Raw genomic sequence first — 23,793 nt, forward strand, 5'->3', positions numbered from 1 at the left:
AAATTATTAATCGACAATCAGTCTTTTAGAAGCAATTCCCTCAGTAGTTCGAATTTCAATAAAGTAAATTCCTTTTGGAAATTGTGTTGTATCGATGTTAGTTTCTTGTGTAGAGAATACACGTTGTCCTAAACTATTATACATTGTGATATTTTGAATAACTACAGCTTGTTCTTCTGGTAATTCTATTGTAACATTAGAAGGAGCAGGGTTTGGAAATAACTTAACTCGAGTAGTAATAGATTGTTCTTCTTTTACAGATAATAGTGTATCACTAAGATCAAACATACGTACTTCTCCTTTGCCTCCATTACTTAAATTTGATCCAATAGCTACAATCAAACCATTTGCAGAAAGACTCACACTAATACCAGATTGATCACCTGGCATTTCGCCATCTATATCATCTCCTATTTGTCTCCAAAGGTTACTTTCATTTTGAAATACTCTAACATGACCTGAAGAAAATCCATTTCCGTTATTAAGTCTAGCTCCAATCGCTACAATAGATCCATCATCAGATAAACTTAATCCTCTACCAAATTTATCTCCAGCCATTTCACCTATGATATCACTACCTATTTGTTCCCATTGACCACCTTCATCTTTATAAATACTTACATGACCTGTTTGATTATTTCCTACGGTATTATTTACCATAGAAGATACTGCTAACACTGTACCATCACCAGAAAGACTTAAACCTCTACCAAATTGATCTCCGGTCATATTACTAATAATCTCTTCTCCTATTTGAGTCCAAGCATCTCCTTGATTTTTAAATACTCTAACATTACCAGATAAAACACCATCACCAGTATCAAAAGGAGTTCCTATAGCTACAATATTACCGTTATTAGAGAGACTTACGGTTGTTCCTAAAACATTAGTTGCTACAGTATCATTAATATTATTACCTATTCTAACCCAATTGTTACCTTGATTTCTATAAATACCAACTTGACCAGAAACAGCACTATTAGCACTATTAAGATTTGAGCCTATAGCTACTATTCTTCCATCACATGAGAGACTTACACTTCTTCCAAAAAATCGTTGAGATGAATTTCCATCAATGTCTTGACCTATTTGTGACCAAGTACCATTATTCAATGCGTATACACGCACGTGACCTGTATTATTATTATTATTACTTGCCCCAATAGCTACAATACTACCATCACAAGAAAGGCTTACACTAGTTCCTGAAAGATCTCCAATCGCTTCTCCATCTATATCCTGACCTATTTGGTTCCAAATTCCTCCTTGGTTTTCATACACACGTACATGACCAGAATTGGTTCCATTGCCATCATTATCAAAAGCACCTATAGCTACAATATTACCATCTGAAGATATACTAACATTTGTCCCAGACAGATCACCTATTGATTCTCCATCAATAGATTGACCTATTTGGACTTGTCCAAAGGCTACAAAAGGAATTAGAATAAAAAGTAATGGAAATTTCATTTTACCATTATGTTTTTGTAAAGAACGGAAATATTTACTATTAATAAAAAAATGTTTAAGTAAATATCTATTTAACAATAAAATAATATAAGCTAATTAAACAAAAATGGGATAATTCTTAAAAAAAACTTAAATTTATTGTAACAATAAGTAAAAAGTTGCGTCTTTAATTCAGACACTACGTATGACTTCAATAAAAAAGTTAAATAAAACAACGATTCTTTTTATCCTAATATTTGTATTGGGACTCGTTGTTATTGGACTATACGTCAATAATTCTTTTAATGAAAATGGCAATCATACTTCTACTCCTGCTTCTCAAATAGAAAATATAGCAAGTTAACTATCACTCATTTATTTAGTTTTTATTTTTTTATTTCAATTTCTAATAATTTCACTTATCAACATATAATATATATATCATTTCTTTTTCTTTAAAAATTTAAAAAAATATGATGATTATAATAGGTTGTGAATAGCGGTATAACTTTTTGATCATTTTTTTTGATTTGTTACTTACTATGAGTTATTCACTACTTATGAAAAGTAAAAAATAGTTATATCTCTTGATAATAGGTATTTTACAAATAACTATTCACAATTGTTGAAAACCTAAACTGACAACATTTTGAAGATAATTTATACTGTTAGTTATTAAATATGGGATGTAAAATGATGGATAGAATTGATAAAAACTAATCAAATAAAAAGTTGTGAGATAATTTTAGAGCCTGTATTGTAAAAAAAATAATAGTATCCAATTTCAGTTATTAATAAATTTTAAAAGTTATTGACAAATGCTATTCACAGTTTATAAACAGGTATTACGTATTCAACAAAAACAGTGTTGTATTGTTTATTAAAAGTGTATACGCTTTCGCGAAAGCGCACACTATAAACGTTAGAGTTTATATAAATTTGCAAAAACAAATACAAGAGACTCATGAAAATTGCTATTGGAAATGATCACGCAGGACCTGATTACAAACATACTATTGTAAAGTACTTAGAAAGTGAAGGACATAAAGTAACAAATTATGGAACAGATACGACAGATAGTGTTGATTATCCAGATTTTGGACACTTAGTAGCTAAAGATGTAGAAAATGGTGTTGTAGATTTTGGTATAGTAATTTGTGGTAGTGGAAACGGTATTGCAATGAGTGTTAATAAACATAAAAATGTACGTGCAGCTCTTTGTTGGATGAAAGAGATAGCTGAATTAGCAAGGCAACATAATAATGCAAATGTAATTAGTATTCCTGCTAGATATACATCAGAAAATCAAGCCTTAGAAATGGTTAAAACGTTTTTAATTACAGATTTTGAAGGAGGACGTCACCAGCGTCGTGTAGATAAAATATCACATTGTTAATGTTAAAAAAATCGCTTTGCGAATATTATAATGCAAACCAAGCCACTTCTTTTTAAAGTAAAATCATATACAAATCTTAGTAGAGATGAGTTATATACAATGCTTCAATTACGAGCTGAGGTTTTTGTGGTTGAGCAAGATTGTGTATACCAAGATATCGATGGTAAAGATGATATAGCTTTACACGTATTAGGATATAAAGAAAAAGAACTTGTTGCTTATACACGTATTTTCCCACCAAAAACATACTTTGAATATGCTAGTATTGGTAGGGTAGTGGTACGTGCTTCAGAACGTAAACATGCTTATGGGTATGATCTCATGAAAAAATCTATAGAGGCAGTCGAACATACTTATAATACGACGACCATTAAAATTTCAGCACAAACGTATTTAAAATCATTTTACAACAATCTAGGATTTAAAGAAGTAGGAGAGGGGTACTTAGAAGATGGAATTCCGCATATAGGAATGATAAAAACTTCTTAGGATAAACTACCCTCAAGGTAAGTGTCGGAGTATTAAACTCTTTGGTAGTTCCAATAAATAACTATTTTTTATAGGTTACTCTTTTATCAAAAGGAAGTCCTAATTGATAACTGAGTACATCTGTTTGTGTTTCATCAACAATATCTAACCCAAATTCAATTTTACTAGGATCATCATATAAAAATGTTCCAAATAAACGATCCCAAATAGATAGAATATTTCCGTAGTTGGTATCTGTCCACGGCATTTCTCTATGATGATGAAAACGATGCATTCCTGGTGTTACAATAATAAGACTTAATGCTCTATCAAATTTTTCAGGTACTGCAAAACGTGTATGCGTCCAATACGTAAAAAAGATAGTAATGATACGATATAACAGGTAAAATGAAATAGGCATACCAGTAATAAGAACTGCAAACAGTGCTGCCACTTCTCTCATTATAAAATCTACAGGATGATGTCTAGTTCCAGAAGTAACATCTAAATGTGTGTCACTATGATGTACCGTATGTAAATGCCAAAGCCATTTATTTTTATGCAAAAAGTAATGTACTCCGTATTGCGCAATAAGATCTAATAACAATAATGATATAATAAGTTCTACCCAAACAGGAGCTTCAAACCAATGTAATAGTCCAAATTGTGCTTCTTGTCCCCATAAAAAAATACCTGCTGTGGCAATACCAAAAATGGTATTAATTATCATTGTAAAAGAAAGAAGTGTGAGGTTGGTACGAGCGTGTTTCCATTTTTTATAGCTATTTTTTCGAAAAGGATAATAACCTTCCAATACCCAAAAAAGAGTGATAACAGCAATAAGCCAAATCAATTTTTGCCAAATAGGCATAGTTTCAAAAAAATACAGAAATGCTTCCATTTACTTCTTTTTCTTCTTTTTCACGTATGTTACAAGAATCTCAACACGTCTATCTAATGTGGTGTCTCCTCCCAAAGGATATTTACTTCCAAAACCTTCGTAACGCATTCGTTTTTTTGAAACACCATTTTTAGCTAAATAATCATACACAAATTTTGCACGAGAAACCGAGAGGTTTCGTTTACCTGTTTTTAAATCAATCGCATCACGGCCTTTCCCTACACAACATACATGACCTTGTATTTTAAAAATGATATTATCATTTTCTTTAAGAAATTTAGCAAGGGTTCTTAAGTTCTTATAAGAACTTCCTTTAATATAACTATAGTTAATTTTAAAAAGGATATTGTCTAATAAAATACGATCTCCTTTTACGATAGTGTCTGTAAAAGATTTATAACGTTTTTCCTCAACAGCTTTTACGATTTCTTTTTCTGTTTCTTTCTCTTCAGGAGTTACAACTTTTGGTTGTTTAATAGAAACAATAATTTCTACTTTACGATTGAGTTTACGTTGTATTTCATTAGTAATATCATCAAGTCGGGTGAGTAATAATTCTCCTTTTCCATCAGAGTTTTTGATAATTGTATCAGAAATACCTTGTGCAGAAAAAATAGCTTTGATCGCATCTGCTCGTTGTTGAGAAAGCTTTTTATTGTAAGCATCACTTCCTCGATCATCACAATATCCATAGATAGAAATATCTTCTATTTTATCCTTAGGAAGGCTTGCTATAAAACGATTAAGTTTAGCAATTTCTATTTTAGTTATATCATATTGATCTGTATCAAAAAAAGTCTCGTGAGATCTATCTATTTGCGCAACAGAGATCACCGTATATAGTAAAAAGGCAATATGTATATAAAAGTGCTTAATAGGTTTATTTTAAAGTGTTCTCATAACGTTCAGTATCATTAAGAATACTAACTGCTTCTGCTATTTCTTTATTATTTAGTAGTTGATACTCATATAACCCATCACGATAGAAATAACGTTTTACAATTTCATCAACAAGTAAATTTTGAATTTCTTCCTGACGATCATCAAGTTCTTTATTTTTTGCTTGCTCTATACTATTTTCTAATTGATTGTATATAGAAGAAACATCCTTTTTTAAACCATCTTTTTCTGCTTGTTCTAACGCTTTCGCGAAAGCTATCTCAGTCTCAGTTTCATATTTAAAATTTGTCTTTTTTAAGAACTTTTTGAATTCTTCATAATCGGCATCTGTAAAATTGAACTCATCTAAATTTGCATACTGATGTTTGTAATAGTATTCTGTTGCATATTCAAATATGGCATTGTCTTTACTTAATGCTTTTGTGATAGGACTCATTTTTGCAGACGTAATTTCTATATCTGGAAAAACACCACCACCGTCAAATACTTTACGACCGTTTCTTGTTTTAAATTCTTTATAATCTTGAGCATCTGTACGTACTGCATTTCCTTTTTCATCTCTATTCCAATAATCTAATGCTTGTATACAACGACCACTAGGAGTAAAATAACGAGAGATCGTTACTTTAAGTTGTGTACCATAGGTAAGTGGCTTAGGACGTTGTACAAGACCTTTTCCAAAGCTACGAGCACCTATTACTACAGCGCGATCGTAATCTTGTAATCCTCCTGTTACAATTTCACTAGCCGAAGCACTACGGCCATTAATTAATATAGCTAAAGGAATCTCTGTATCTACTGGATCTTCTTTTGTCTTATAGGTCTTATTGTATTTTTTTACAACAGATTTGGTAGTAGTGATAACTTCTCCTTTAGGTAAAAATAAATTACAAATACGAATTGCCTCTACAAGTAATCCACCTCCATTTCCTCTAAGGTCAAGTATGATTTTTTCTGCCCCATCATTTTTTAAACTAATAAGTGCTTCTTTTACTTGAGCAGATGCTTTTTTATTAAACTTCGTTAAAACAATATATCCTGTATTATCATTGATAAGTTTATAGAAAGGAACAGCATCTACATCTACCTCTGCTCTTTTTATAGTTGTTTGTGCCGTTTTACCTTGTCGTAAGTAGGTTATATTAAGATCACTTCCAGGAGCTCCTTTTAATAAGTCGCCCGCGTCCCCCTCAAAGTCAGTTACAGTGATATCACCTATTTTTATAATTTGATCTCCAGCCTTAAGACCAGCTTTATCTGCCGGATAGCCTTTACGAGGTTCTATAATAGTCATTACTTTATCCTTAGTACGAACGGTAGATCCAATACCAGAGTATTCCCCACTCCTATTGATTTTTGCATCTTCTACCTCTTGCTCTGTCCAATACTTTGTATATGGATCAAGATCATCTAGCATACCCTCAATAGCTGCATCCATGAGTTCTGCAGGATTAGTTTCATCTACATAATTCATGTTTAACTCTTTAAAAAGAGTTGTAAAAATTTCTATTTGTTTTGCAATCTCAAAAAAATCGCTTTTAAAACTTACGGTTGTAAAAAGGATAACAACAGCAATAACGGGAATGATAATTTTCTTTTTCATAAACTCATACTATCTTCGATATGACTAGGGTTTTAGAACATACTATACCTAGTGTATATGTAAAACCCAACATCGGTATTTATATTGTTTACGCTTTCGCGAAAGCGTACTATTTCTTTTTTCTTTTCTTCATCCAACGACGAATCATAAAAACACCTAAGACCACTAAGATAATAAAAGGCCAGACGTGTAGCAACCCAAGGAAGAATTCTGAAATACCATTCCATCCATTTTTAAGTGCATTTACCATTTTACTTCCATAAGAAATCGTAACGCCTCTTTCTGAAGTTGTTTTATAAAAGTAAATAGTAATTGTACTTTCTGAAACTTGATTTTGGAGGTATTGTAGTCTGCCTTCACGAGCTTCTATCTCTTCGCGTATTTTTGAGAGTTCGCGTTCTATCTCTAGCATTTCTTTTACATCTTTAGCCTTAGACAGTAGTTCTAAATATCGTTTTTCTAACGTCCTTTTTGCTTTAAGACGCGCATTGAGATCTACAAATTCTTCGGTAACATCACGTTGGGAAATTGTTTTTTCTTCAAAATAAGTAACTCCATCAGAAATGGTTTGAATTACAGTATCAAAACTTTCGGAAGGAATTCGTATGGTTAAATTTTGATAATGAGAATTGTAGTTTTTTCCAGTATTATCTCGTTGTACATATCCTTTTGCATTACGTACAGCATCTAGTATTTTTTGGTGTGTTTTTGCAAGGTCTTGTGTTTCAAAACGGAGATTTCCTGTTTTGATAATTTTTTGAGATGTGGTTTGAGAAGGAGAAGGAGGTCTTTTTAAAGAAGCGACCTCTACAGGTTCAATATTTAAATCAAGATTTTGATTTCCAATAGGTGCAGAATAACCAAAGGAAGTAGTTCCTTCGGCATATTTAACATTATCGTATTCTGTACTTTCACAAGATAAAAGAACAAAAAAGCTAAGAATGAGTAGTAGTAATCGCATCATTAAATCGTTTTAATACCTTGATCATAGCACGTTCCATTTCAGAATATGTTGCTATATCACGGCCAGTGTATATAATCAGCAATGCAAAAGTTGTGCCTTTTGTATCTACTAGATGCTTATGAGTGCGATAGGCTTCTCTCATGAGTCGTTTAATACGATTACGAGTGACAGCGAGTTTATGATTTCGTTTAGATACAGAAACACCTGTTTGCATTACTATATCAGGATAGGGTAGTGGTGTTTCCAAAAAAACAATACGCAATGGAAATGCTTTTACAGAAGCACCTTCTATAAAAAGGGCATCAATAAGTTTTTTGGATTTTAGCTTTTCTTCTTTTGGAAATGTGTACGGTTGTGTCATTTTAAAATCTAGCGTACAAAAGTATGCATTCTATCGGTTACACTATCTAGGTAAGTTAATAGATCTATTAGGCGTAAGAGTTAGCTTATAATATTTTATAGTACCTTCCTGTGTATATGAAACAACAGCCTCGTCTCCTGTTAGTTCAAATAGTGTTTGTAGGTTTTTTTGACTTGAAGTCTCTGTTACTTTTGGACGCTCTCCATAAACAGGAGTTAGCACTTCTTTATTCTGTCCATTATCAATATAACTATTATATAATCCAGCTTCATTACTAATAAGTGAGGCGCTAAATTCTTTAAAGTAGATACTATCTAACGTAATAGAATTATGAGAAGGGTCAAGTATTAATTTAATATTATATCCAGCACCACCACCTCGAATACCAGCTACCCATTTTGAATAGCTTGCTTCTTTAAAGATGAGTGTACCTTGTTTTTCAAATGAAGTATTTTTATGACCTCCGCAACTAGACACAATGATTGTAATGATAATGAATGGCGCTATAAATAGTTTCATAAGTTTTGTTTTTGCTCTTAATAACATTCAATAGTAATGCCATAAAGAAGATCGCGTATTCAACTTTATAAAGCTAATAGAAATTATATATCCACACAAAATTAATATACTATATCCGTACGATTAATAACCTAAGATCATAAAAATAAGTAAGTTTTGATATAAACGAAAAATAATTCTTAAACTGAATTATGCTGATTGATCCATAAAGATTTCTGATAATTGATCCATAGTTACGGGTTTAATTAAAAAATCTGTAACTAAATTAATTGTTTTTGAACGTTCAATATCTACTGGATTAATAGAAGAGCTAACAATATATAGCGTAGAGTTTTTCAATTCTGGAAAATCGTATTCACTTAAATTATTTAGGAATTGCCAACCATTCATTACTGGCATATTTAAATCTAAAAGAATAACTTGAGGGATTTTACGCTCTTCCAGTTTTTTTAATGCACCTACAAAATAGTCTAAAGCTTCTTTTCCATTTTTAAAAATGAGAAGGTTTTTTACAAGGTTTTTCATATCTAATACCTTGGTGATGAGGTTAACATACATGTCATCATCATCAATAATGCATGCCATTTCAATTGGATATTTCATTGTAAGGGGGTAATGAAATTTATAGTTTAGTTAGTTGTTTTCTTATAATTGAACTGTAAATTTAGAACCTTTTCCAACGGTACTTTCTACAGTGATTTTTCCTCCTAAGGATTCTATTTGACTTTTTGTTAAAAATAAACCTAATCCTGTTGCATCTTCATGATTATGGAAAGTTTTATACATCTGAAAAAGCTGACTTCCATATTTTTCAAGATCTATCCCTAATCCATTATCTTTTACGACAAGATAGTTCTTTTTATCTTCTTCGTATGTAAAAATATTTATTTCTGGATCTCTATCTGGATGCTTGTATTTAATGGCATTTGTTATAAGGTTATGCAATATACTTTCTAAATAGGCAGATACGTATGGAAACTCTTCTACCTCAGAAAATTCAGTATAATAAACAACTCTGTTTTGAATACTTATTTGCCGTATAGAACTTATAACTCTTTTATATACTTCTTCTACGTTTACAGTCTCTTTTTCTTTATTGACATTGGTTTGTAGTGTGACAATTTCGTTAAGATGTTTCAGAGTAACATCTAAGTTAGTGGCTATCTTAGAGAAATTATCAAAGAGTTCTGTTTGGTCCTTATCTAGGTTTTTAGTATCAAAAAGAGCAGTGGTTAATTGTAAGTTACTCACATGAGATCTTAGATTATGTGAGACGATATGAGCAAAATTATACAGTCGTTTATTGTGTCCTTCAATAATATCTAAAGAAGCTTCTATTTGTAGTTCTTTTTTCTTTTCATCGTCTATACTTTGAAAAACACCTCGTATACCTATAATTTCTCCGTCTTCATTTTTTAAAGGTTTTCCATGTGCTTTTGCCCAAAAAACTTCTTTGGTATATGTTACCATTTTAACTTCAGCCGAAAAAGATTCTCCTTGTGCACATGCAAAAAACAAATTAGTTGCTTTTTGCATGTGTTCTTCGGCGTAAAATAAATACGATTGATTTAAAGTAGGTATATAAGTATCAGGAACTTTAAGTATTCTCCTCGCTTGCTTATCGAAATAACTTTTTTTGTTTACAAAATCTACACTCCAACCACCGGCCTGTGTAAGATTAGAGATTTCTTCATAATAGAAATCATCCATAGCAAAAAAGTTTTCTTTCTCTTCTGGTACGCGTTTTAGGGAAGGGCGTAAATGTTTTTTTATAGATTTTAACTCCATAACAATTGAATGTTCAATGTGGTAAGGTAGTTAGAATTTTTTGAACAAAGTTACTTTTTTTGAAGAAAATGAGTTTTTTGACGATAAATACATGTATTTTATCGATGTTTTAGTATTTAATATGTGGAAAAAACAATCAAATTGTTAAGGTTTAAAAAGAATATTATTGAAGTTGTATCGTAAATTTTGCACCTTTTCCTAATTTACTTTCTATCGCCAAAGTGCCTCCCATAGATGCTATTTGACTTTTTATAAGAAAAAGACCTAAACCCGATTCATCCTTATCAAATGAATAGCTCGTAGGAGTTCTAGATAATATATAATCTATTTTATGTTGACTTAAACCGATTCCATTATCTTTAACAACTAAGTATATATTTCCATTTTCTTTGTATGTAAATACATTGATTTCACACTCTCTTTCAGGATGCTTATTTTTTAAAGCATTGATAATAAGATGAGAGAGAATATTTTTCAAATATGCAGGAATATACTTTACAACTTCAACTTCAGAAAACTCAGTATAGTAAAGAGCTCTTTGATTAAGCGCTGAATCTTTTATTTTTTGGATAACTTCTTTATATATGTCTTCTACTACAATATGTTTTAATTTTCTATCGACTCCATGTAGCGTAGCTATAGTACTAAGATGTCCTAAAGTAGTTTCTAAATTAGAACTTATACTTTTTATGTTTGTAACTAATTCTTCTTGATCTTGAGTTAGTGTTTCAACATCTATAAGCTTAGAAGTAAGTTGTAAATTACAAACATGCGCATGAAGATTATGACTTACAACATGCGATAGTTGGTATAACCATTTATCATGCTCTTGAGAATATTTGATGGAGTTTTGTAATTTGAGCTCTTGTTTTTTTTCTGACTCAATATTTTGAAAAACACCTCGTATTCCTATAATATCACCCTGTTCATTCCTTATAGCTTTTCCTTGTGCTCTAGCATAAAAAGTTTTTCCTTGAAAAGTTTTCATTCTAATCTCAGTTTTAAATGGCTTTCCTTGGGAACAAGCAGTAAATAATGTTGTTGCTTTTTCTAAATCTTTAACATCAAAAAAGCGGTATCCATTTTTTAAAGAAGGGGTATACTCAGAAGGGGTGTTTAATATTTTTTTAGCTTGTACATCTAAATGAGATGTTTTTTTAATAAAATCTATACCCCAATATCCAGAGGCAGTTCCATTTGAGATTTCATCATATCGAAAACTATTACACAAAAAATGTATATAATTTGAAGTATCTTTTTTAGAAGAGAATACACTAAAGCGATTTCGTCTTTTTAATAACATATAATATGATTTGGGAACCATAATATATTTAAATTCTGTAAAAAAAACTAATATTTATAAACCTTTCTTTCTGATATACAGTAGTTTAGAGGTAAATCCGTATCATTTTTACGTATTTCCCTCACTTCAGGTTCAAAGAAAGAAAGCCCCACTTTTATAACCTCTTTTTTACATTCAGATAAGAATCTATCATAAAACCCTTTGCCATATCCAACCCTATTTCCTTGAAGGTCATATGCTAACAATGGCATAAAAACAACATCTATTTTTTTTGGATCAATTTCGATACCATTTTCAGGTTCTGGAATTCCGTAATCGTTTACAATAAATCGCGTCGAGTCTGTAAGTAAATAGTGTTTCATCTGATGTGTTGTAAAATCACTTTTAGAAACGAGTATATGTTTATCTTTTCCTTGAAGAATATTTAGCATATAGGACGTGTCTACTTCTTTTTGCTTAACAATGGGTAAAAAAATATGATAGTATTCATAGTCCCATATATCTAGTTCAAGAGATGTATTTGCTATGGAAAGACTTTTTGTGTCTATTTGGTCTTCAGATAAATTTGCTCGGAGTTCTTTATACTTCTTCCTCAGCTTCTTTTTTTCCATGTCTAGTGGTTTTATCTGTAGAGATATTAAAGATAGCATCTCCTTGATATACAAGAGACGCTTCATTTACATTAATAATGTATCCATTATGGGGTGCATTTACAGGGTGTCTAAATTTCCCATAAGGATCTGTTATGGTTGCAATATGGTCTCCTTTAGAGATGTATTGTCCACATATAACTTTTACATGCATTAATCCGCTGTATTTTGCACGCATCCATTTAGTGGCTTCTACAAGAACAGAGGGTTCTTGTATCGTTGGCACCTCAATAGTAGACCTTAACATCCCTAAATGATTTAAAAAACGAATGGTCCCGTCTACTCCTACTCTAGCAATTTCTTTATCACTTACTTTAGATTTACCTCCTTCAAATAATAAAACAGGAACTCCTAGTCTAGAACACGTAGCGCGGTAAGATTTTGGGATTGTTTTTGAATATAATGTAAAGGGAGCATTAAATACTTTTGCAAACCCAATAGCTGTTTTATTTTGAGGTTCAATTCGGATTTGAGCAGCATTAAACCTACTCGCACCACCTGTATGAAAATCTATGCAGTAATCTGCAATAGGAAGTATTTTTTTTACAAACTGATAGGCAAATCTACTAGCTAATGATCCTCTTGGGTTTCCTGGAAACACACGATTTAAATCTCTCCCATCAGGAAAGGCACGTTTCATATCTAAAAAACCAAAAATATTCAGCACAGGAATACAGATAACAGTTCCTTTTTTAGGTTTGTTGATTTTTTTTGCAATGAGTTGGCGTACAATTTCTACGCCATTTATTTCATCTCCATGTATTCCCGATGTTATTAAAATAACAGGTCCAGGTTTTTGAGAACGTTCTACAATAACAGGTATTTCAACAGATGAGGTAGTATATAGTTTGGCTAGATTAAAATTAATAGTAGCACTTTCACCAGGCGCTACTTTTTGTCCTAATAAGGTGAGTATATTATCCGTATCTATAAATGCCATGTATCTTTTTATATATTTCGCTCAATATAGGAAATTATTGCGGTCGCGATGTCTGTTCCGGTAGCTCTTTCTATCCCTTCAAGTCCCGGTGACGAGTTTACTTCTAAAATAAGAGGTCCTCGGTCACTTTGTAGCATATCTACTCCAGCAACACCAAGTCCCATAGCTTCAGCAGCTTTAATCGCAGCATATTGTTCGGCTTCAGAAAGCCTAATAATTCTTGCGGTACCTCCTCGATGTAGATTAGATCTAAATTCACCTTCTTTTGCCTGACGTTTCATAGCACCTACAATTTTACCATCTACAATAAAAGCTCTTAAATCTGCTCCGCCAGCTTCTTTTATATATTCCTGTACAATTACCCTTGCTTCAAGACCATTAAAAGCTTCGATAACAGATTCGGCAGCATTTTCTGTCTCAGCAAGTACAACGCCAAGTCCTTGTGTTCCTTCTAATAATTTTATAACTAAAGGAGCTCCTCCTACATGCTGTATCGCTTCTTTTACATCTCTAGAGTAATTTGTAAAAATAGTTTTAGGAAGCCCTAATCTAGATTTTGAAAGAATCTGCAAACTACGCAACTTGTCTCTACTTTTAATAAGTGAGTCTGAAGTGGTGGTTGTAAAAGCACCCATCATTTGAAATTGTCTTACTACTGCTGTTCCATAATAAGTAATAGAAGTACCTATACGAGGAATAATGGCATCTGTGGTATCAAGATGCCTCCCTTTATAGTACACAGTTGGGTTCTTTTTTTGAATAATAAGATCACATTTTAAGGGATCAACGACCTCTACACTATGACCTCTTTGCAAACCTGCTTCTACAAGTCGCTTTGTAGAATATAAGTGTGGATTACGAGAAAGTATTTTCAAATTCATGAAAGAGAGATTTAAAAAAGGAATTCATGTATAAGAATTGTTTCTTCTTAACAGGAATCACTTTTGCAATTTACATAATTTAATGAATGTGTTTTTTACGAGTTGTAAGTATTCTTTATACGCTTTCGCGAAAGCGTACTTTTTATGCATATCTCATAGCGTCTATGCAAGAGAATCTATATCTTTGAGTATGGAGCTTTCTCAACTAGATATACAATTAAAAACGCTACCAACAAGTCCTGGAATCTATCAGTACTATGATAAAGAAGAGAAGTTACTTTATGTAGGAAAGGCAAAAAATTTAAAGAAAAGAGTACTCTCGTATTTTAATAAAACTATCGACAATGGTCGTATCCGTACGATGGTCAAAAAAATACATGAAGTACGTCATATTGTAGTGGCCACAGAAACCGATGCATTACTACTAGAGAATAATCTGATTAAAAAATACCAACCTCGTTATAATGTACTTTTAAAAGATGATAAGAGTTATCCATGGATTTGTATAAAAAATGAGCGTTTCCCTAGAGTATTTCCTACACGACGCTTAATTAAAGACGGAAGTGAGTATTACGGGCCTTATACAAGCATGAAAACGGTTAAGACACTCCTTGACCTTATTAAAAGCTTGTATAAACTCAGAACGTGTAATTATGATCTCTCCAAAGAAAAGATAGAGGCTGGAAAATATAAAGTTTGTTTAGAATATCATCTTGGTAATTGTGAAGGAGGTTGTGAAGGAAAACAAACTGAAGAAGACTATCACAAACACGTAGAACACATTAGGCAGATTGTACGTGGTGATTTTAAAGAATCACTTCACCAGTTTAGAGATCAGATGCAAAAACATGCCGCTGCGATGGAGTTTGAAGAAGCACAACGTATCAAAGAAAAACTAGACATACTTGAAAATTACCAAGCAAAAAGTACAGTTGTAAACCCTAAAATCACCAATGTAGATGTGTTTTCTATTATTAGTGATGAAGGCTATGGGTATGTGAATTTTTTACAATTAGCACATGGTGCTATTATTAGATCTCACACGCTAGAACTTAAAAAACGGCTTGACGAAACGGATAAAGAGCTACTAGAATTAGGAATCATAGAAATTCAGCAGCGATTTGATTCACAATCTAAAGAGATTTATGTGCCTTTTGAAGTTGAAATAGGAGATTCTATAAAGGTTACAGTACCTAAACTAGGTGATAAAAAACGCATCTTAGAACTTTCTGAACGCAATGCAAAGTATTATAGAATGGAGCGTTTTAAGCAGACTAAAATTGTAGATCCCGACCGTCATACCAATAGAATTATGGCACAGATGAAAGCCGATTTACGACTTTCTGAAGAGCCTAGACATATAGAATGTTTTGATAATTCTAATATACAAGGAACAAATCCTGTAGCGGCTTGTGTGGTTTTTAAAAATGGAAAGCCTAGTAAAAAAGATTATCGCAAGTTTAATATAAAAACAGTAGAAGGACCGGATGATTTTGCAAGTATGGAAGAAGTGGTTTTTAGGCGTTATAAAAGGTTACTAGCAGAAGATGAACCTTTACCACAACTCATTATTGTTGATGGAGGAAAAGGGCAGCTTTCCAGTGGTTTGAAAGCATTAGAAACATTAGGATTACGAGGTAAAATAGCCATTGTAGGTATTGCAAAACGACTAGAAGAAATTTACTATCCTGGGGATAGTATTCCGTTATATCTGGATAAAAAAACAGAAAGCCTTAAAATTATACAGCAGTTACGTAATGAAGCGCATCGTTTTGGAATTACATTTCATAGAAATAAAAGAAGTAATGCTGCGTTAGGAACAGAACTAGAAGAGATATCAGGAATAGGTGAAAAAACAATTGTGACGTTACTAAAACATTATAGATCGGTCTCTAAAGTAAAAGAAGCAAGTAAAAAAAGCCTTACAGAAGTTGTAGGTGCTTCAAAAGCAACCATAATTTATAACCATTATCACACTACATAGTGAAAACAAAACTTACATTTTTGTTCTTTTTTGCAGTACTTTCTTTGAGTGCCCAGATACCCGATGAGCAAGACTTAAAAGTAGGCCTTGTCTTAAGTGGTGGTGGTGCCAAAGGACTTGCACATGTGGGTGTTCTTAAAGTATTGGAAGAAGCAGGAGTGCGCGTAGATTATATTGCAGGAACAAGTATGGGAGCAATTGTAGGAGGGTTGTATGCTTCTGGATATAGTGCTAGACAATTAGATTCTCTTTTTAGAACGGTAGATTTTAATAAAATTATTCAAGATGAACTACCACGTAAGGCAAAGACATTTTATGAAAAAGAAGCTTCAGAAAAGTATGCCGTCTCCTTACCTTTTGACAATTTTAAATTGTCACTTCCACAATCTATATCTAAAGGACAGAATACGTATAATTTATTGATTAGATTATTAGAACACGTGAGTGATACCGATGATTTCACCCAACTACCTATTCCGTTTTTTTGCATTGCTACAGATATCGAAAAAGCAGAGCAAGTTATTTTAGATACTGGTTTTTTACCAGAAGCTATAACGGCAAGTGGCGCGCTTCCTACCTTATTTAAACCTGTTACCCTAGGAAATCGAATGCTTATAGATGGAGGTGTTTTAAATAATTACCCCGTACATGAACTTCGAGCCAAGGGTGTCGATATTATTATAGGCGTTGATGTACAAGACGGACTTCGTAAAAGAGATCAGCTTACTACAGCTCCAGATATTTTTTTACAGATTAATAATTACCGGACTATCAAAGAAATGGAAGGTAAACGCGATAGTACAGATGTATATATACGCCCTGATATTAAAAGCTTTAGTGTGGTAGATTTTGATCAAGCAAATGTGATTATTGATCGTGGAGAGACAGATGCGTTAAAGCAATTAGATGCGTTAAAAGAAATTGCAAAAAGGCAGAGTACGCTTTCGCGAAAGCGTATAAAGGAACCTAAACTAAAGGATAGTATCAAGATAGATGCTGTTGTGATACGCGGAAATAAAGATTACACACGTTCTTATATTTTAGGAAAATTACAATTAGATCTACCAATTACATTAGATTATGAACGCTTTAGTAACGGGATTAATAATCTGGCTGCAACGGCAAATTTTGACCGTATAGGACATCGTTTTAAGCCCATTCCAGAAGGAACATTATTAAAAATAGATGTGCAAGAATCAAAAAGTAAGCAGTCTGTAGGGTTAGGACTTCATTATGATGACTTATACCGAAGTGCAGCTCTTGTAAATTATACTAGAAAACGGATTCTTTTTGATAATGATATTGCCACATTTGACCTGATTATAGGAGATAATATTAGATATGCTTTTAACTATTATATAGATAAAGGATATTATTGGAGTGTAGGCATACGATCTACTTATAATACATTTAATAAAGGTGTAAGTGCTCAACTTGTAGAAGAAGTTAGTAATGCTGATTTAACAGGACTTAGCAGAGTTACATTAGATTATCAAGATCTTACCAATCAGATTTATTTACAAACACTTTTTGTAAAACAATTTTCTTTAGACTTGGGGATACAACATAAGTTTCTTGATGTAGAAACCGAAACAGTAGATGACGATGATGATGTACCAGGTTCTGTTTTTGAAAAAAGTAATTTCTTTGGAGCGTATGGACAATTACGATATGATTCTTTAGATAATAGATATTTTCCTAAGTCAGGAGTGTATTTTGATGGTGATTTTGATTTAACGCTATTTTCTTCAGACTTTAATGATAATTTTACGGAGTTTTCTATTGCAAACGCCTACTTTTTGTATGCTGCGAGTGTTACTGAAAAATGGACATTTCTAACAGAAATTAGTGGTGGTTTTAAAATAGGAGGTGAAGATGTACGATCGTTAGATTTTTTTCTAGGAGGGTATGGCAATAAAAAGATCAATAATCTAGTTCCTTTTTATGGATACGATTTTATAAGTATTGCTGGAGATGGATATGTAAAAGCTGGATTTTCTATAGACTATGAGTTTCTTAAAAAGAATCATTTAAATGTAGGCGTAAATGTTGCTAATGCAGGGTATAACCTTTTTGCTTCAGAAGAGTGGCTTACGCGTCCAGATTTTACTGGATATGCTTTAGGCTATGGAATGGATACCTTTTTAGGTCCGCTTGAATTGAAGTATACCTACAGTCCCGAAATAGAAACGGGAGAATGGTTTATTGCTATTGGTTTTCAATTTTAAATAATCATGCATTCGCTTTAAGTTAATTTTTTGAATTATTATCAATTTTTTAACATGATCATTTAAAATAATGGCATGCTATGTGTGTTTCTGTAATAAATGTTTAACTAAAATCAATTTATTATGAAAACCTTCATCATCGCCATCGCCGCTTCAACTATGTTACTCACTAGCTGCTCAGATAGCTCTAAAAAAGAAACCTCTAAAAACGATTCTATTACTTCAGAAAAGCAGCATGAAGTTACTGCTGAAAAACCATTATTAGCACAATTAGATACCGCTATTGAAGCGCCTGTCGCTTCTGTATTTTATGTAAATGCGACAAGTGGTCTCTCATTACGATCGGGTACAAATTTACGTTCAAAGAAAATCTTGACTCTTCCTTATGGATCACAAGTAAAGCACTTAAGCTCTCCAAAACATACAACCATGACGGTTGCTGGAGTTACAGGAGATATGATTGAAGTAGAATATCAAGGAGCCAAAGGGTTTGTTTTTGATGGATATCTTACTCGATTAGCGCCTCCTCAAGATGGAGAATCTGTAGAAGGCTATGCAACCCGTATTTCAACAAAAGATCATACGGTAAAGGTAAGTAAGATTAAAAATCCAAAAGGAGAAGCATTTGGGATTACAACACGTATTGAGCTACCAGCATCCGACTGGACGGAAGCTTATAGAATTACTAAGGAATTATTTGATTTACCTAAAAGCTTACAATTAGATCTTGTTAAAAAGAAAGAGTCTGAAGTAGTTGCAAATATTGATAAGAGAGATAAAACATTTAAAGATGAAATAGCTGTTAATAGAGACACAGGTTCAAAAATTACATCTATTGTATATACATATCAGTTAAGAGACTACAGCAGATCTGTAACTATTGCAAAAGATAAAAAATCATTTATTGTAAAAGAAATTGAAGTTTCTAAGTAATAAAGTTCAATTTTTAGAAAACAAAAAGCGTTCTTAAAGAACGCTTTTTGTTTTTTATGCGATGACCAATGTCTATTCTTATACTTCAGAAACACGTAAGGTATTTACCATTCCTTTTTCTACAATAGGCATTGCAGCTAAGTTAATAAGCATGTCTCCTTTCTTTACGAATCCTCTCTCATGTGCAATTTTATTAACATCTTCTACCGTTTCGTCGGTACTTACATATTTATCATAAAAGATAGCCTTAACACCCCATAAAAGATTAAGTTGTGTGAGGATACGTTTGTTTGATGTAAATACTAAAATATGTGCTTGTGGTCTCCAAGCAGATATCTGGAAAGCAGTATATCCACTATTGGTAAGTGTTGAGATCGCTTTTGCACTTATTTCATTTGCCATGTGTGCAGCATGGTAGCATATGGCTTTTGTAATATATCTTTTTGTACGGATATGTGGTGGATCTTGAGGAACCTGAATAAGCTCAGAATCTTCAACATTTTTTAGGATAGAAGCCATTTTTTGAATCACTTGTACAGGATATTGTCCTACAGATGTTTCTCCACTTAGCATTACTGCATCTGCACCGTCCATTACAGAGTTTGCTACGTCATTTACTTCTGCACGAGTAGGTGTAAGACTAGAAATCATAGTTTCCATCATCTGAGTAGCTATAATTACAGGAATACGCGCTTTTTTAGCTCTAAGAACTAGCTTTTTTTGAATAAGCGGAACTTCTTCTGCAGGAATCTCTACTCCTAAATCGCCGCGGGCAACCATTAAACCATCACAATAAGCAACAATCTTATCTATGTTTTCTACGGCTTCTGGTTTTTCAATTTTGGCTATGATCGGAATTTTATGGTCTGAATGCTTATCTATTATTGCTTGAAGCTGTTTTAAATCTTCAGCATGTCTTACAAAAGAAAGCGCCATCCAATCTACTTTTTGACTAATAGCAAAAATGGCATCTTTTACATCTTTTTCTGTTAATGCAGGTAAAGAAATATTGGTATTAGGAAGGTTTACTCCTTTTTTTGAACGTAAAGGACCTCCTTGAATAACTTCAGTTTCTACTTCGTTTTTACCGTCGGTTTTTAAAACTTCAAACATAAGTTTACCATCATCTAGTAAAATACGCTCCCCTTTTTTAACATCTTGAGGAAACTTTTTGTAGTTCATATAAACCCTGTCTTTAGTTCCTTCAAATTCTTCTTTTGTTGAGAACGTGATTTTATCACCAGGGTTTACAACAACTTCTTCTTTCATACGACCTACTCTTAATTTTGGTCCTTGAAGATCTGCTAAAATAGAGGTGTTGTATTTATGCTTTTTACTAAGATTACGAATCATTTTAATACGCTCCGTAACGTCTTCATAATCTGCATGTGAAAAGTTAATTCTAAAAACATCAACTCCTTCTTTCATCATTTTTAAGAGAGTCTCTTCAGTACTGGTGGCAGGACCTAAGGTGGCAACGATTTTGGTTTTTTTTCTAGTTGGCATTATTCAAAAATTAGATTTTCTTTTGTTTTAAGTTGATTTATATCAACAGTATATGCAGTTACAATTTGGGGAATTTGATTCAGTTCTTTTAGTGTTTTTGTTTGTGCAAACCCACTTCCTTCTTCACGTATTTTTAATAAATAATCTACACGAGGTAAATCTTCTAAAAAGTAACGTCTTTCTACAGCTGTTTCAGATTCAAATAAGTTAGAAATGTCGTTACTATGCTCCTTTTTAATTTTTGTGAGATTACTAAAAAGATGATAGGTTGTGTACTGTTTTTCGTTATAATACTCATACATAGGAAATTCTGCAGAAATGGTATTATGATTTATCACCAAATCGTTCCTACTCATTTTAAACCTAAGTTTTAAATGTTTATTAAGTAAATAAGCAAGATAATAAGATTCTATTGCTCCATGTATAGCAATAAGTGTAAAGTCATAACCAAAATCATCTTCTAATACTAGCTTAAATGTTCCCATAAAATGACTGCGAAATTTAAAGATACACAAAACTAACCTTATGACATACGGATATATGCGACAATCTTATATAAAAAAATACGCAAACGTTTGAGTTGTGTGTTTATCCAGAAGTTTTTATAAAGGAAGTGTAAAAGAAGCGATAGTCCCTTTGTTTTGTATGCTTTCTATAGTTAATGATCCATTATGGATATCTATAAACTGTTTAGATAATATAAGACCTAATCCAGAACCTTTTTCATTTGAAGTGCCTTTTTGGGTTGTTATTTTAGTTACATCAAATAGCGAATTAAGATATTCTTCAGGCATTCCTATACCATTATCCTCAATACTAAAAGAGAAAGAAGCAGCTACCTTGTTTAATTCTATAACTACAATTCCCTTATGATGAGAATACTTTATGGCATTAGATAATAAGTTACGGATAACAGTAGCAATCATATTCTTGTCTGCCATTACTTTAATATCTGTACTGGCTTCTATGACAATATTGATATCTTTTTTATGCGCTTGCTGTTTTTGGGTTTTAATTTGATCTTTAACAATCGTTAGAATGTCTATCTTTTGTGGTTCATAGTGGATTTTACCTGTCTGTATCCTTGACCACTTTAATAAGTTATCTAATAACGAGAGACTATTTTTACTAGAATCACCTAGCGCTTCTATAATCTGACTCGTTTGATTGTTTGGTTTTTGCTCTTCTTTAAGGAGGTCTAAAAAGTTAATAACAGAAGATAGCGGACTTCTAAGATCATGGGCAATAATGGTAAAGAATTTATTTTTTGTAGCAACAAGCTCAGATAATTCTTTTTTCTGCTTTGCTATTGTTCGGTTTTTACGCTTGTATATATATAGTTGTATAATGACAGAGAGCATAAAACTTAAAAGCAATGTATACCATAGTATCATCGTTAATAATAACCCAGGATTTCTCTTATAGGGTTCTTTATACGCTGTCTCTATGATAAACTGCTTATTTAAAAAAGGAATTTGAGTCCCTATAAAATCAATGTCCTTTATATCAAAATTTCTCCAGTATTGCTTGTCTTCTTTGGTATTGTATATTTTTTTACCATCATATACACGCTCTCTATCAAACTCAACGCCTGTAGATGTTTTAAACCTAAAAGCATACTGAGAGGTATCTATATTATTATATACACGATCAATAATAGGCTTAAAGTCCTTTATGATAGAAAAATACCCTTTACTATTATGAACTTTAAAACCGATAGGTAATCCCACGCGACCTTCTACGATGTTATAAGGATTGAAAGCAACATAATTCCTTTTGTTTAATTTTTTTTCCATCAATTCCATTCCTTTATCACTTACGAGGTTTTTAATGGAAGTACCTATAAGGTTACTAGGATTAATTTGATCTTTAGTAAAAGAATATTTAAAAATGTGTGTAGAATCTACATAAGAAATGACATAACTATCATCAATAGGAAGTCCAGCTAACTGATAATTTACAAATTCATAAAGTGATTCTTGAGAAGGGAATTCATCTGATAATTTAACATAAGAACGCATACCTGACATAAGCGTTGCATAGTTATTTAGTGCGTTTTGAAAATCAGAAGCTGTTTTTTTGTTTAACTTCTCTAAGCGTATTTTTCTATTCGTTTTTTCCTTTTCTGTAATATAAGAATCAGCCCAAAATACTAGAATACCGCTTATAATCGCAAATAGCGCAAAAACAGAATAATATTTTTTTGGTAAACGAAAAGACATGGAGAGTTAGGGCTCAGTTGAACAACAAATGTAAATAAAATCTTAAGAACTTATATTTATTTGTTTTCTATTTGACGCTGAAATACGTAAAAAGATCGTTTAGAAGCTATCTCTTCTGCCTTTTTCTTAGAGGTGGCACGTGCTTTCGCTACTATTTTATTATCAATGAATAACCTAACAGCAAAATGCTTAACAGTATCTTTTCCGGTATCTTCATACGTGTCAAACTTAAATGTCTTTTTTTCTTTTTGACACCACTCTATAAGAACACTTTTATAACTTATAATACGTCCTTCTAGTTTTTCTATATCAACATAAGGTTCTATAACTTGCTTGTAAATAAACTTTTTACAATACGTGTACCCTCTATCTAAATATATGGCACCAATAAGTGCTTCAAATAAATTTCCGTGAATATTTGCTCCAAAATTTTCTTTTGGAATATTTGCCTTTACATATCGTAATAAGTTGAGATCGCTTCCTAGTTCATTTAAGTGCTTCCTACTTACAACTTTAGATCGCATTTTAGTAAGGTACCCTTCATTACCTCCCTGAACAGCCTCAAAAAGGTGAGCCGCAATTACGGCACCAAGCATAGCATCTCCTAAAAATTCTAAACGTTCATAGTTTAAAGGGTTTCCGTCTTGCTTTTTTAACCCTAAAGATCTATGTGTAAAAGCTTTTTCATAATGACTGATATCTTTAGGTTTAAAACCTAAGATACTCTGCATTCGCATAAAAAAAATCCCGTTCGAGTCTGAACGGGAAGAAAATATTTTTTTTATGCCGCTCAT

23 protein-coding genes are annotated in these 23,793 nt (G+C 32.3%); 6 read left to right on the forward strand and 17 right to left on the reverse strand.

Going from position 1 to position 23,793, the window contains the following annotated elements:
• Positions 1 to 6 precede the first annotated feature (6 nt).
• Positions 7 to 1,473 (reverse strand): T9SS type A sorting domain-containing protein, encoded by a 1,467-nt coding sequence (locus tag Q1A01_RS02535; protein WP_299675475.1) that lies wholly within the window; start codon positions 1,471 to 1,473, stop codon positions 7 to 9.
• A gap of 184 nt (positions 1,474 to 1,657) precedes the next feature.
• On the opposite strand from Q1A01_RS02535, the gene Q1A01_RS02540 reads away from it, so the two are divergent.
• The 3 genes from Q1A01_RS02540 (at position 1,658) to Q1A01_RS02550 (ending at position 3,337) form a co-directional block, all read left to right on the forward strand.
• Positions 1,658 to 1,816 (forward strand): hypothetical protein, encoded by a 159-nt coding sequence (locus Q1A01_RS02540; protein ID WP_299675478.1) that lies wholly within the window; start codon positions 1,658 to 1,660, stop codon positions 1,814 to 1,816.
• A 600-nt stretch (positions 1,817 to 2,416) separates the two neighbouring features.
• A complete protein-coding gene (gene rpiB / locus Q1A01_RS02545) occupies positions 2,417 to 2,848 on the forward strand; it encodes a ribose 5-phosphate isomerase B (RefSeq protein ID WP_299675481.1) in 432 nt (143 codons plus the stop codon).
• A 30-nt stretch (positions 2,849 to 2,878) separates the two neighbouring features.
• Positions 2,879 to 3,337 carry a GNAT family N-acetyltransferase gene (locus Q1A01_RS02550; RefSeq protein ID WP_299675483.1) on the forward strand — a complete coding sequence of 153 codons (459 nt, stop codon included), beginning with the start codon at positions 2,879 to 2,881 and terminating at the stop codon, positions 3,335 to 3,337.
• A 61-nt stretch (positions 3,338 to 3,398) separates the two neighbouring features.
• On the opposite strand, the gene Q1A01_RS02555 is transcribed toward Q1A01_RS02550, so the two are convergent.
• The 12 genes from Q1A01_RS02555 to rimK form a co-directional block, all read right to left on the reverse strand.
• Positions 3,399 to 4,217, reverse strand: coding sequence for a sterol desaturase family protein (locus Q1A01_RS02555; RefSeq protein WP_299675485.1), 819 nt, complete (start codon positions 4,215 to 4,217; stop codon positions 3,399 to 3,401).
• Positions 4,218 to 5,051: an OmpA family protein gene (locus Q1A01_RS02560; RefSeq protein WP_299675488.1), complete on the reverse strand. Its 834-nt coding sequence runs from the start codon at positions 5,049 to 5,051 to the stop codon at positions 4,218 to 4,220.
• Positions 5,052 to 5,097: 46 nt separating this feature from the next.
• Positions 5,098 to 6,720 carry a S41 family peptidase gene (locus tag Q1A01_RS02565; RefSeq protein WP_299675491.1) on the reverse strand — a complete coding sequence of 541 codons (1,623 nt, stop codon included), beginning with the start codon at positions 6,718 to 6,720 and terminating at the stop codon, positions 5,098 to 5,100.
• Between the two features lie 109 nt (positions 6,721 to 6,829).
• Complete coding sequence (locus tag Q1A01_RS02570; RefSeq protein ID WP_299675493.1) at positions 6,830 to 7,684, reverse strand: DUF4349 domain-containing protein; 855 nt, start codon at positions 7,682 to 7,684, stop codon at positions 6,830 to 6,832.
• Entirely contained in the window at positions 7,656 to 8,045 is a 390-nt protein-coding gene (rnpA, locus tag Q1A01_RS02575) for a ribonuclease P protein component (protein ID WP_299675496.1), read from the reverse strand. The genes Q1A01_RS02570 and rnpA overlap by 29 nt, the downstream gene beginning before the upstream one ends.
• 42 nt (positions 8,046 to 8,087) lie before the next feature.
• Positions 8,088 to 8,564: a hypothetical protein gene (locus tag Q1A01_RS02580; protein ID WP_299675498.1), complete on the reverse strand. Its 477-nt coding sequence runs from the start codon at positions 8,562 to 8,564 to the stop codon at positions 8,088 to 8,090.
• 189 nt (positions 8,565 to 8,753) lie between these two features.
• Positions 8,754 to 9,149 (reverse strand): response regulator, encoded by a 396-nt coding sequence (locus Q1A01_RS02585; protein WP_299675501.1) that lies wholly within the window; start codon positions 9,147 to 9,149, stop codon positions 8,754 to 8,756.
• A gap of 60 nt (positions 9,150 to 9,209) precedes the next feature.
• On the reverse strand, positions 9,210 to 10,352 hold the full coding sequence (locus Q1A01_RS02590) for a PAS domain-containing sensor histidine kinase (RefSeq protein WP_299675505.1): 1,143 nt from the start codon (positions 10,350 to 10,352) through the stop codon (positions 9,210 to 9,212).
• Between the two features lie 163 nt (positions 10,353 to 10,515).
• Complete coding sequence (locus Q1A01_RS02595) at positions 10,516 to 11,655, reverse strand: PAS domain-containing sensor histidine kinase (RefSeq protein WP_299675508.1); 1,140 nt, start codon at positions 11,653 to 11,655, stop codon at positions 10,516 to 10,518.
• Positions 11,656 to 11,702: 47 nt separating this feature from the next.
• Positions 11,703 to 12,266: a 5-formyltetrahydrofolate cyclo-ligase gene (locus Q1A01_RS02600; protein ID WP_299675510.1), complete on the reverse strand. Its 564-nt coding sequence runs from the start codon at positions 12,264 to 12,266 to the stop codon at positions 11,703 to 11,705.
• Complete coding sequence (locus Q1A01_RS02605) at positions 12,235 to 13,245, reverse strand: succinylglutamate desuccinylase/aspartoacylase family protein (RefSeq protein ID WP_299675512.1); 1,011 nt, start codon at positions 13,243 to 13,245, stop codon at positions 12,235 to 12,237. Before Q1A01_RS02605 ends, Q1A01_RS02600 begins: the two co-directional genes overlap by 32 nt.
• An 8-nt stretch (positions 13,246 to 13,253) precedes the next feature.
• Entirely contained in the window at positions 13,254 to 14,126 is an 873-nt protein-coding gene (rimK, locus tag Q1A01_RS02610) for a 30S ribosomal protein S6--L-glutamate ligase (RefSeq protein ID WP_299675515.1), read from the reverse strand.
• Positions 14,127 to 14,316: 190 nt separating this feature from the next.
• On the opposite strand from rimK, the gene uvrC reads away from it, so the two are divergent.
• The 3 genes from uvrC to Q1A01_RS02625 all read left to right on the forward strand — a co-directional run bounded on the left by uvrC (position 14,317) and on the right by Q1A01_RS02625 (position 19,271).
• Entirely contained in the window at positions 14,317 to 16,110 is a 1,794-nt protein-coding gene (gene uvrC, locus Q1A01_RS02615; protein ID WP_299675604.1) for an excinuclease ABC subunit UvrC, read from the forward strand.
• Entirely contained in the window at positions 16,110 to 18,338 is a 2,229-nt protein-coding gene (locus Q1A01_RS02620) for a patatin-like phospholipase family protein (protein WP_299675518.1), read from the forward strand. The genes uvrC and Q1A01_RS02620 overlap by 1 nt, the downstream gene beginning before the upstream one ends.
• Positions 18,339 to 18,461: 123 nt before the next feature.
• Positions 18,462 to 19,271 (forward strand): hypothetical protein, encoded by an 810-nt coding sequence (locus tag Q1A01_RS02625; RefSeq protein WP_299675521.1) that lies wholly within the window; start codon positions 18,462 to 18,464, stop codon positions 19,269 to 19,271.
• Between the two features lie 78 nt (positions 19,272 to 19,349).
• On the opposite strand, the gene pyk is transcribed toward Q1A01_RS02625, so the two are convergent.
• From pyk to rnc, 4 genes are all read right to left on the reverse strand, one after another.
• Positions 19,350 to 20,777: a pyruvate kinase gene (pyk, locus tag Q1A01_RS02630; RefSeq protein WP_299675524.1), complete on the reverse strand. Its 1,428-nt coding sequence runs from the start codon at positions 20,775 to 20,777 to the stop codon at positions 19,350 to 19,352.
• Complete coding sequence (locus tag Q1A01_RS02635) at positions 20,777 to 21,262, reverse strand: IPExxxVDY family protein (RefSeq protein ID WP_299675527.1); 486 nt, start codon at positions 21,260 to 21,262, stop codon at positions 20,777 to 20,779. Before Q1A01_RS02635 ends, pyk begins: the two co-directional genes overlap by 1 nt.
• Before the next feature lie 117 nt (positions 21,263 to 21,379).
• On the reverse strand, positions 21,380 to 22,999 hold the full coding sequence (locus Q1A01_RS02640) for a HAMP domain-containing sensor histidine kinase (RefSeq protein ID WP_299675530.1): 1,620 nt from the start codon (positions 22,997 to 22,999) through the stop codon (positions 21,380 to 21,382).
• Positions 23,000 to 23,055: 56 nt separating this feature from the next.
• Positions 23,056 to 23,793, reverse strand: a complete 738-nt coding sequence (rnc, locus tag Q1A01_RS02645) for a ribonuclease III (RefSeq protein ID WP_299675533.1) — start codon at positions 23,791 to 23,793, stop codon at positions 23,056 to 23,058.

It is taken from the genome of uncultured Dokdonia sp. (assembly GCF_947492815.1).
Lineage (GTDB): Bacteria > Bacteroidota > Bacteroidia > Flavobacteriales > Flavobacteriaceae > Dokdonia.

Excerpts from the sequence above, each read along its gene's own strand:
- Q1A01_RS02535 (WP_299675475.1), bottom strand. The coding sequence starts at position 1,473 with ATGAAATTTCCATTACTTTTTATTCTAATTCCTTTTGTAGCCTTTGGA.
- Q1A01_RS02540 (WP_299675478.1), top strand. The coding sequence starts at position 1,658 with ATGACTTCAATAAAAAAGTTAAATAAAACAACGATTCTTTTTATCCTA.
- rpiB (WP_299675481.1), top strand. The coding sequence starts at position 2,417 with ATGAAAATTGCTATTGGAAATGATCACGCAGGACCTGATTACAAACAT.
- Q1A01_RS02550 (WP_299675483.1), top strand. The coding sequence starts at position 2,879 with ATGCAAACCAAGCCACTTCTTTTTAAAGTAAAATCATATACAAATCTT.
- Q1A01_RS02555 (WP_299675485.1), bottom strand. The coding sequence starts at position 4,217 with ATGGAAGCATTTCTGTATTTTTTTGAAACTATGCCTATTTGGCAAAAA.
- Q1A01_RS02565 (WP_299675491.1), bottom strand. The coding sequence starts at position 6,720 with ATGAAAAAGAAAATTATCATTCCCGTTATTGCTGTTGTTATCCTTTTT.
- Q1A01_RS02570 (WP_299675493.1), bottom strand. The coding sequence starts at position 7,684 with ATGATGCGATTACTACTACTCATTCTTAGCTTTTTTGTTCTTTTATCT.
- rnpA (WP_299675496.1), bottom strand. The coding sequence starts at position 8,045 with ATGACACAACCGTACACATTTCCAAAAGAAGAAAAGCTAAAATCCAAA.
- Q1A01_RS02580 (WP_299675498.1), bottom strand. The coding sequence starts at position 8,564 with ATGAAACTATTTATAGCGCCATTCATTATCATTACAATCATTGTGTCT.
- Q1A01_RS02585 (WP_299675501.1), bottom strand. The coding sequence starts at position 9,149 with ATGGCATGCATTATTGATGATGATGACATGTATGTTAACCTCATCACC.
- Q1A01_RS02590 (WP_299675505.1), bottom strand. The coding sequence starts at position 10,352 with ATGGAGTTAAAATCTATAAAAAAACATTTACGCCCTTCCCTAAAACGC.
- Q1A01_RS02595 (WP_299675508.1), bottom strand. The coding sequence starts at position 11,655 with ATGTTATTAAAAAGACGAAATCGCTTTAGTGTATTCTCTTCTAAAAAA.
- Q1A01_RS02600 (WP_299675510.1), bottom strand. The coding sequence starts at position 12,266 with ATGGAAAAAAAGAAGCTGAGGAAGAAGTATAAAGAACTCCGAGCAAAT.
- Q1A01_RS02605 (WP_299675512.1), bottom strand. The coding sequence starts at position 13,245 with ATGGCATTTATAGATACGGATAATATACTCACCTTATTAGGACAAAAA.
- rimK (WP_299675515.1), bottom strand. The coding sequence starts at position 14,126 with ATGAATTTGAAAATACTTTCTCGTAATCCACACTTATATTCTACAAAG.
- uvrC (WP_299675604.1), top strand. The coding sequence starts at position 14,317 with ATGGAGCTTTCTCAACTAGATATACAATTAAAAACGCTACCAACAAGT.
- Q1A01_RS02625 (WP_299675521.1), top strand. The coding sequence starts at position 18,462 with ATGAAAACCTTCATCATCGCCATCGCCGCTTCAACTATGTTACTCACT.
- pyk (WP_299675524.1), bottom strand. The coding sequence starts at position 20,777 with ATGCCAACTAGAAAAAAAACCAAAATCGTTGCCACCTTAGGTCCTGCC.
- Q1A01_RS02635 (WP_299675527.1), bottom strand. The coding sequence starts at position 21,262 with ATGGGAACATTTAAGCTAGTATTAGAAGATGATTTTGGTTATGACTTT.
- Q1A01_RS02640 (WP_299675530.1), bottom strand. The coding sequence starts at position 22,999 with ATGTCTTTTCGTTTACCAAAAAAATATTATTCTGTTTTTGCGCTATTT.
- rnc (WP_299675533.1), bottom strand. The coding sequence starts at position 23,793 with ATGAGCGGCATAAAAAAAATATTTTCTTCCCGTTCAGACTCGAACGGG.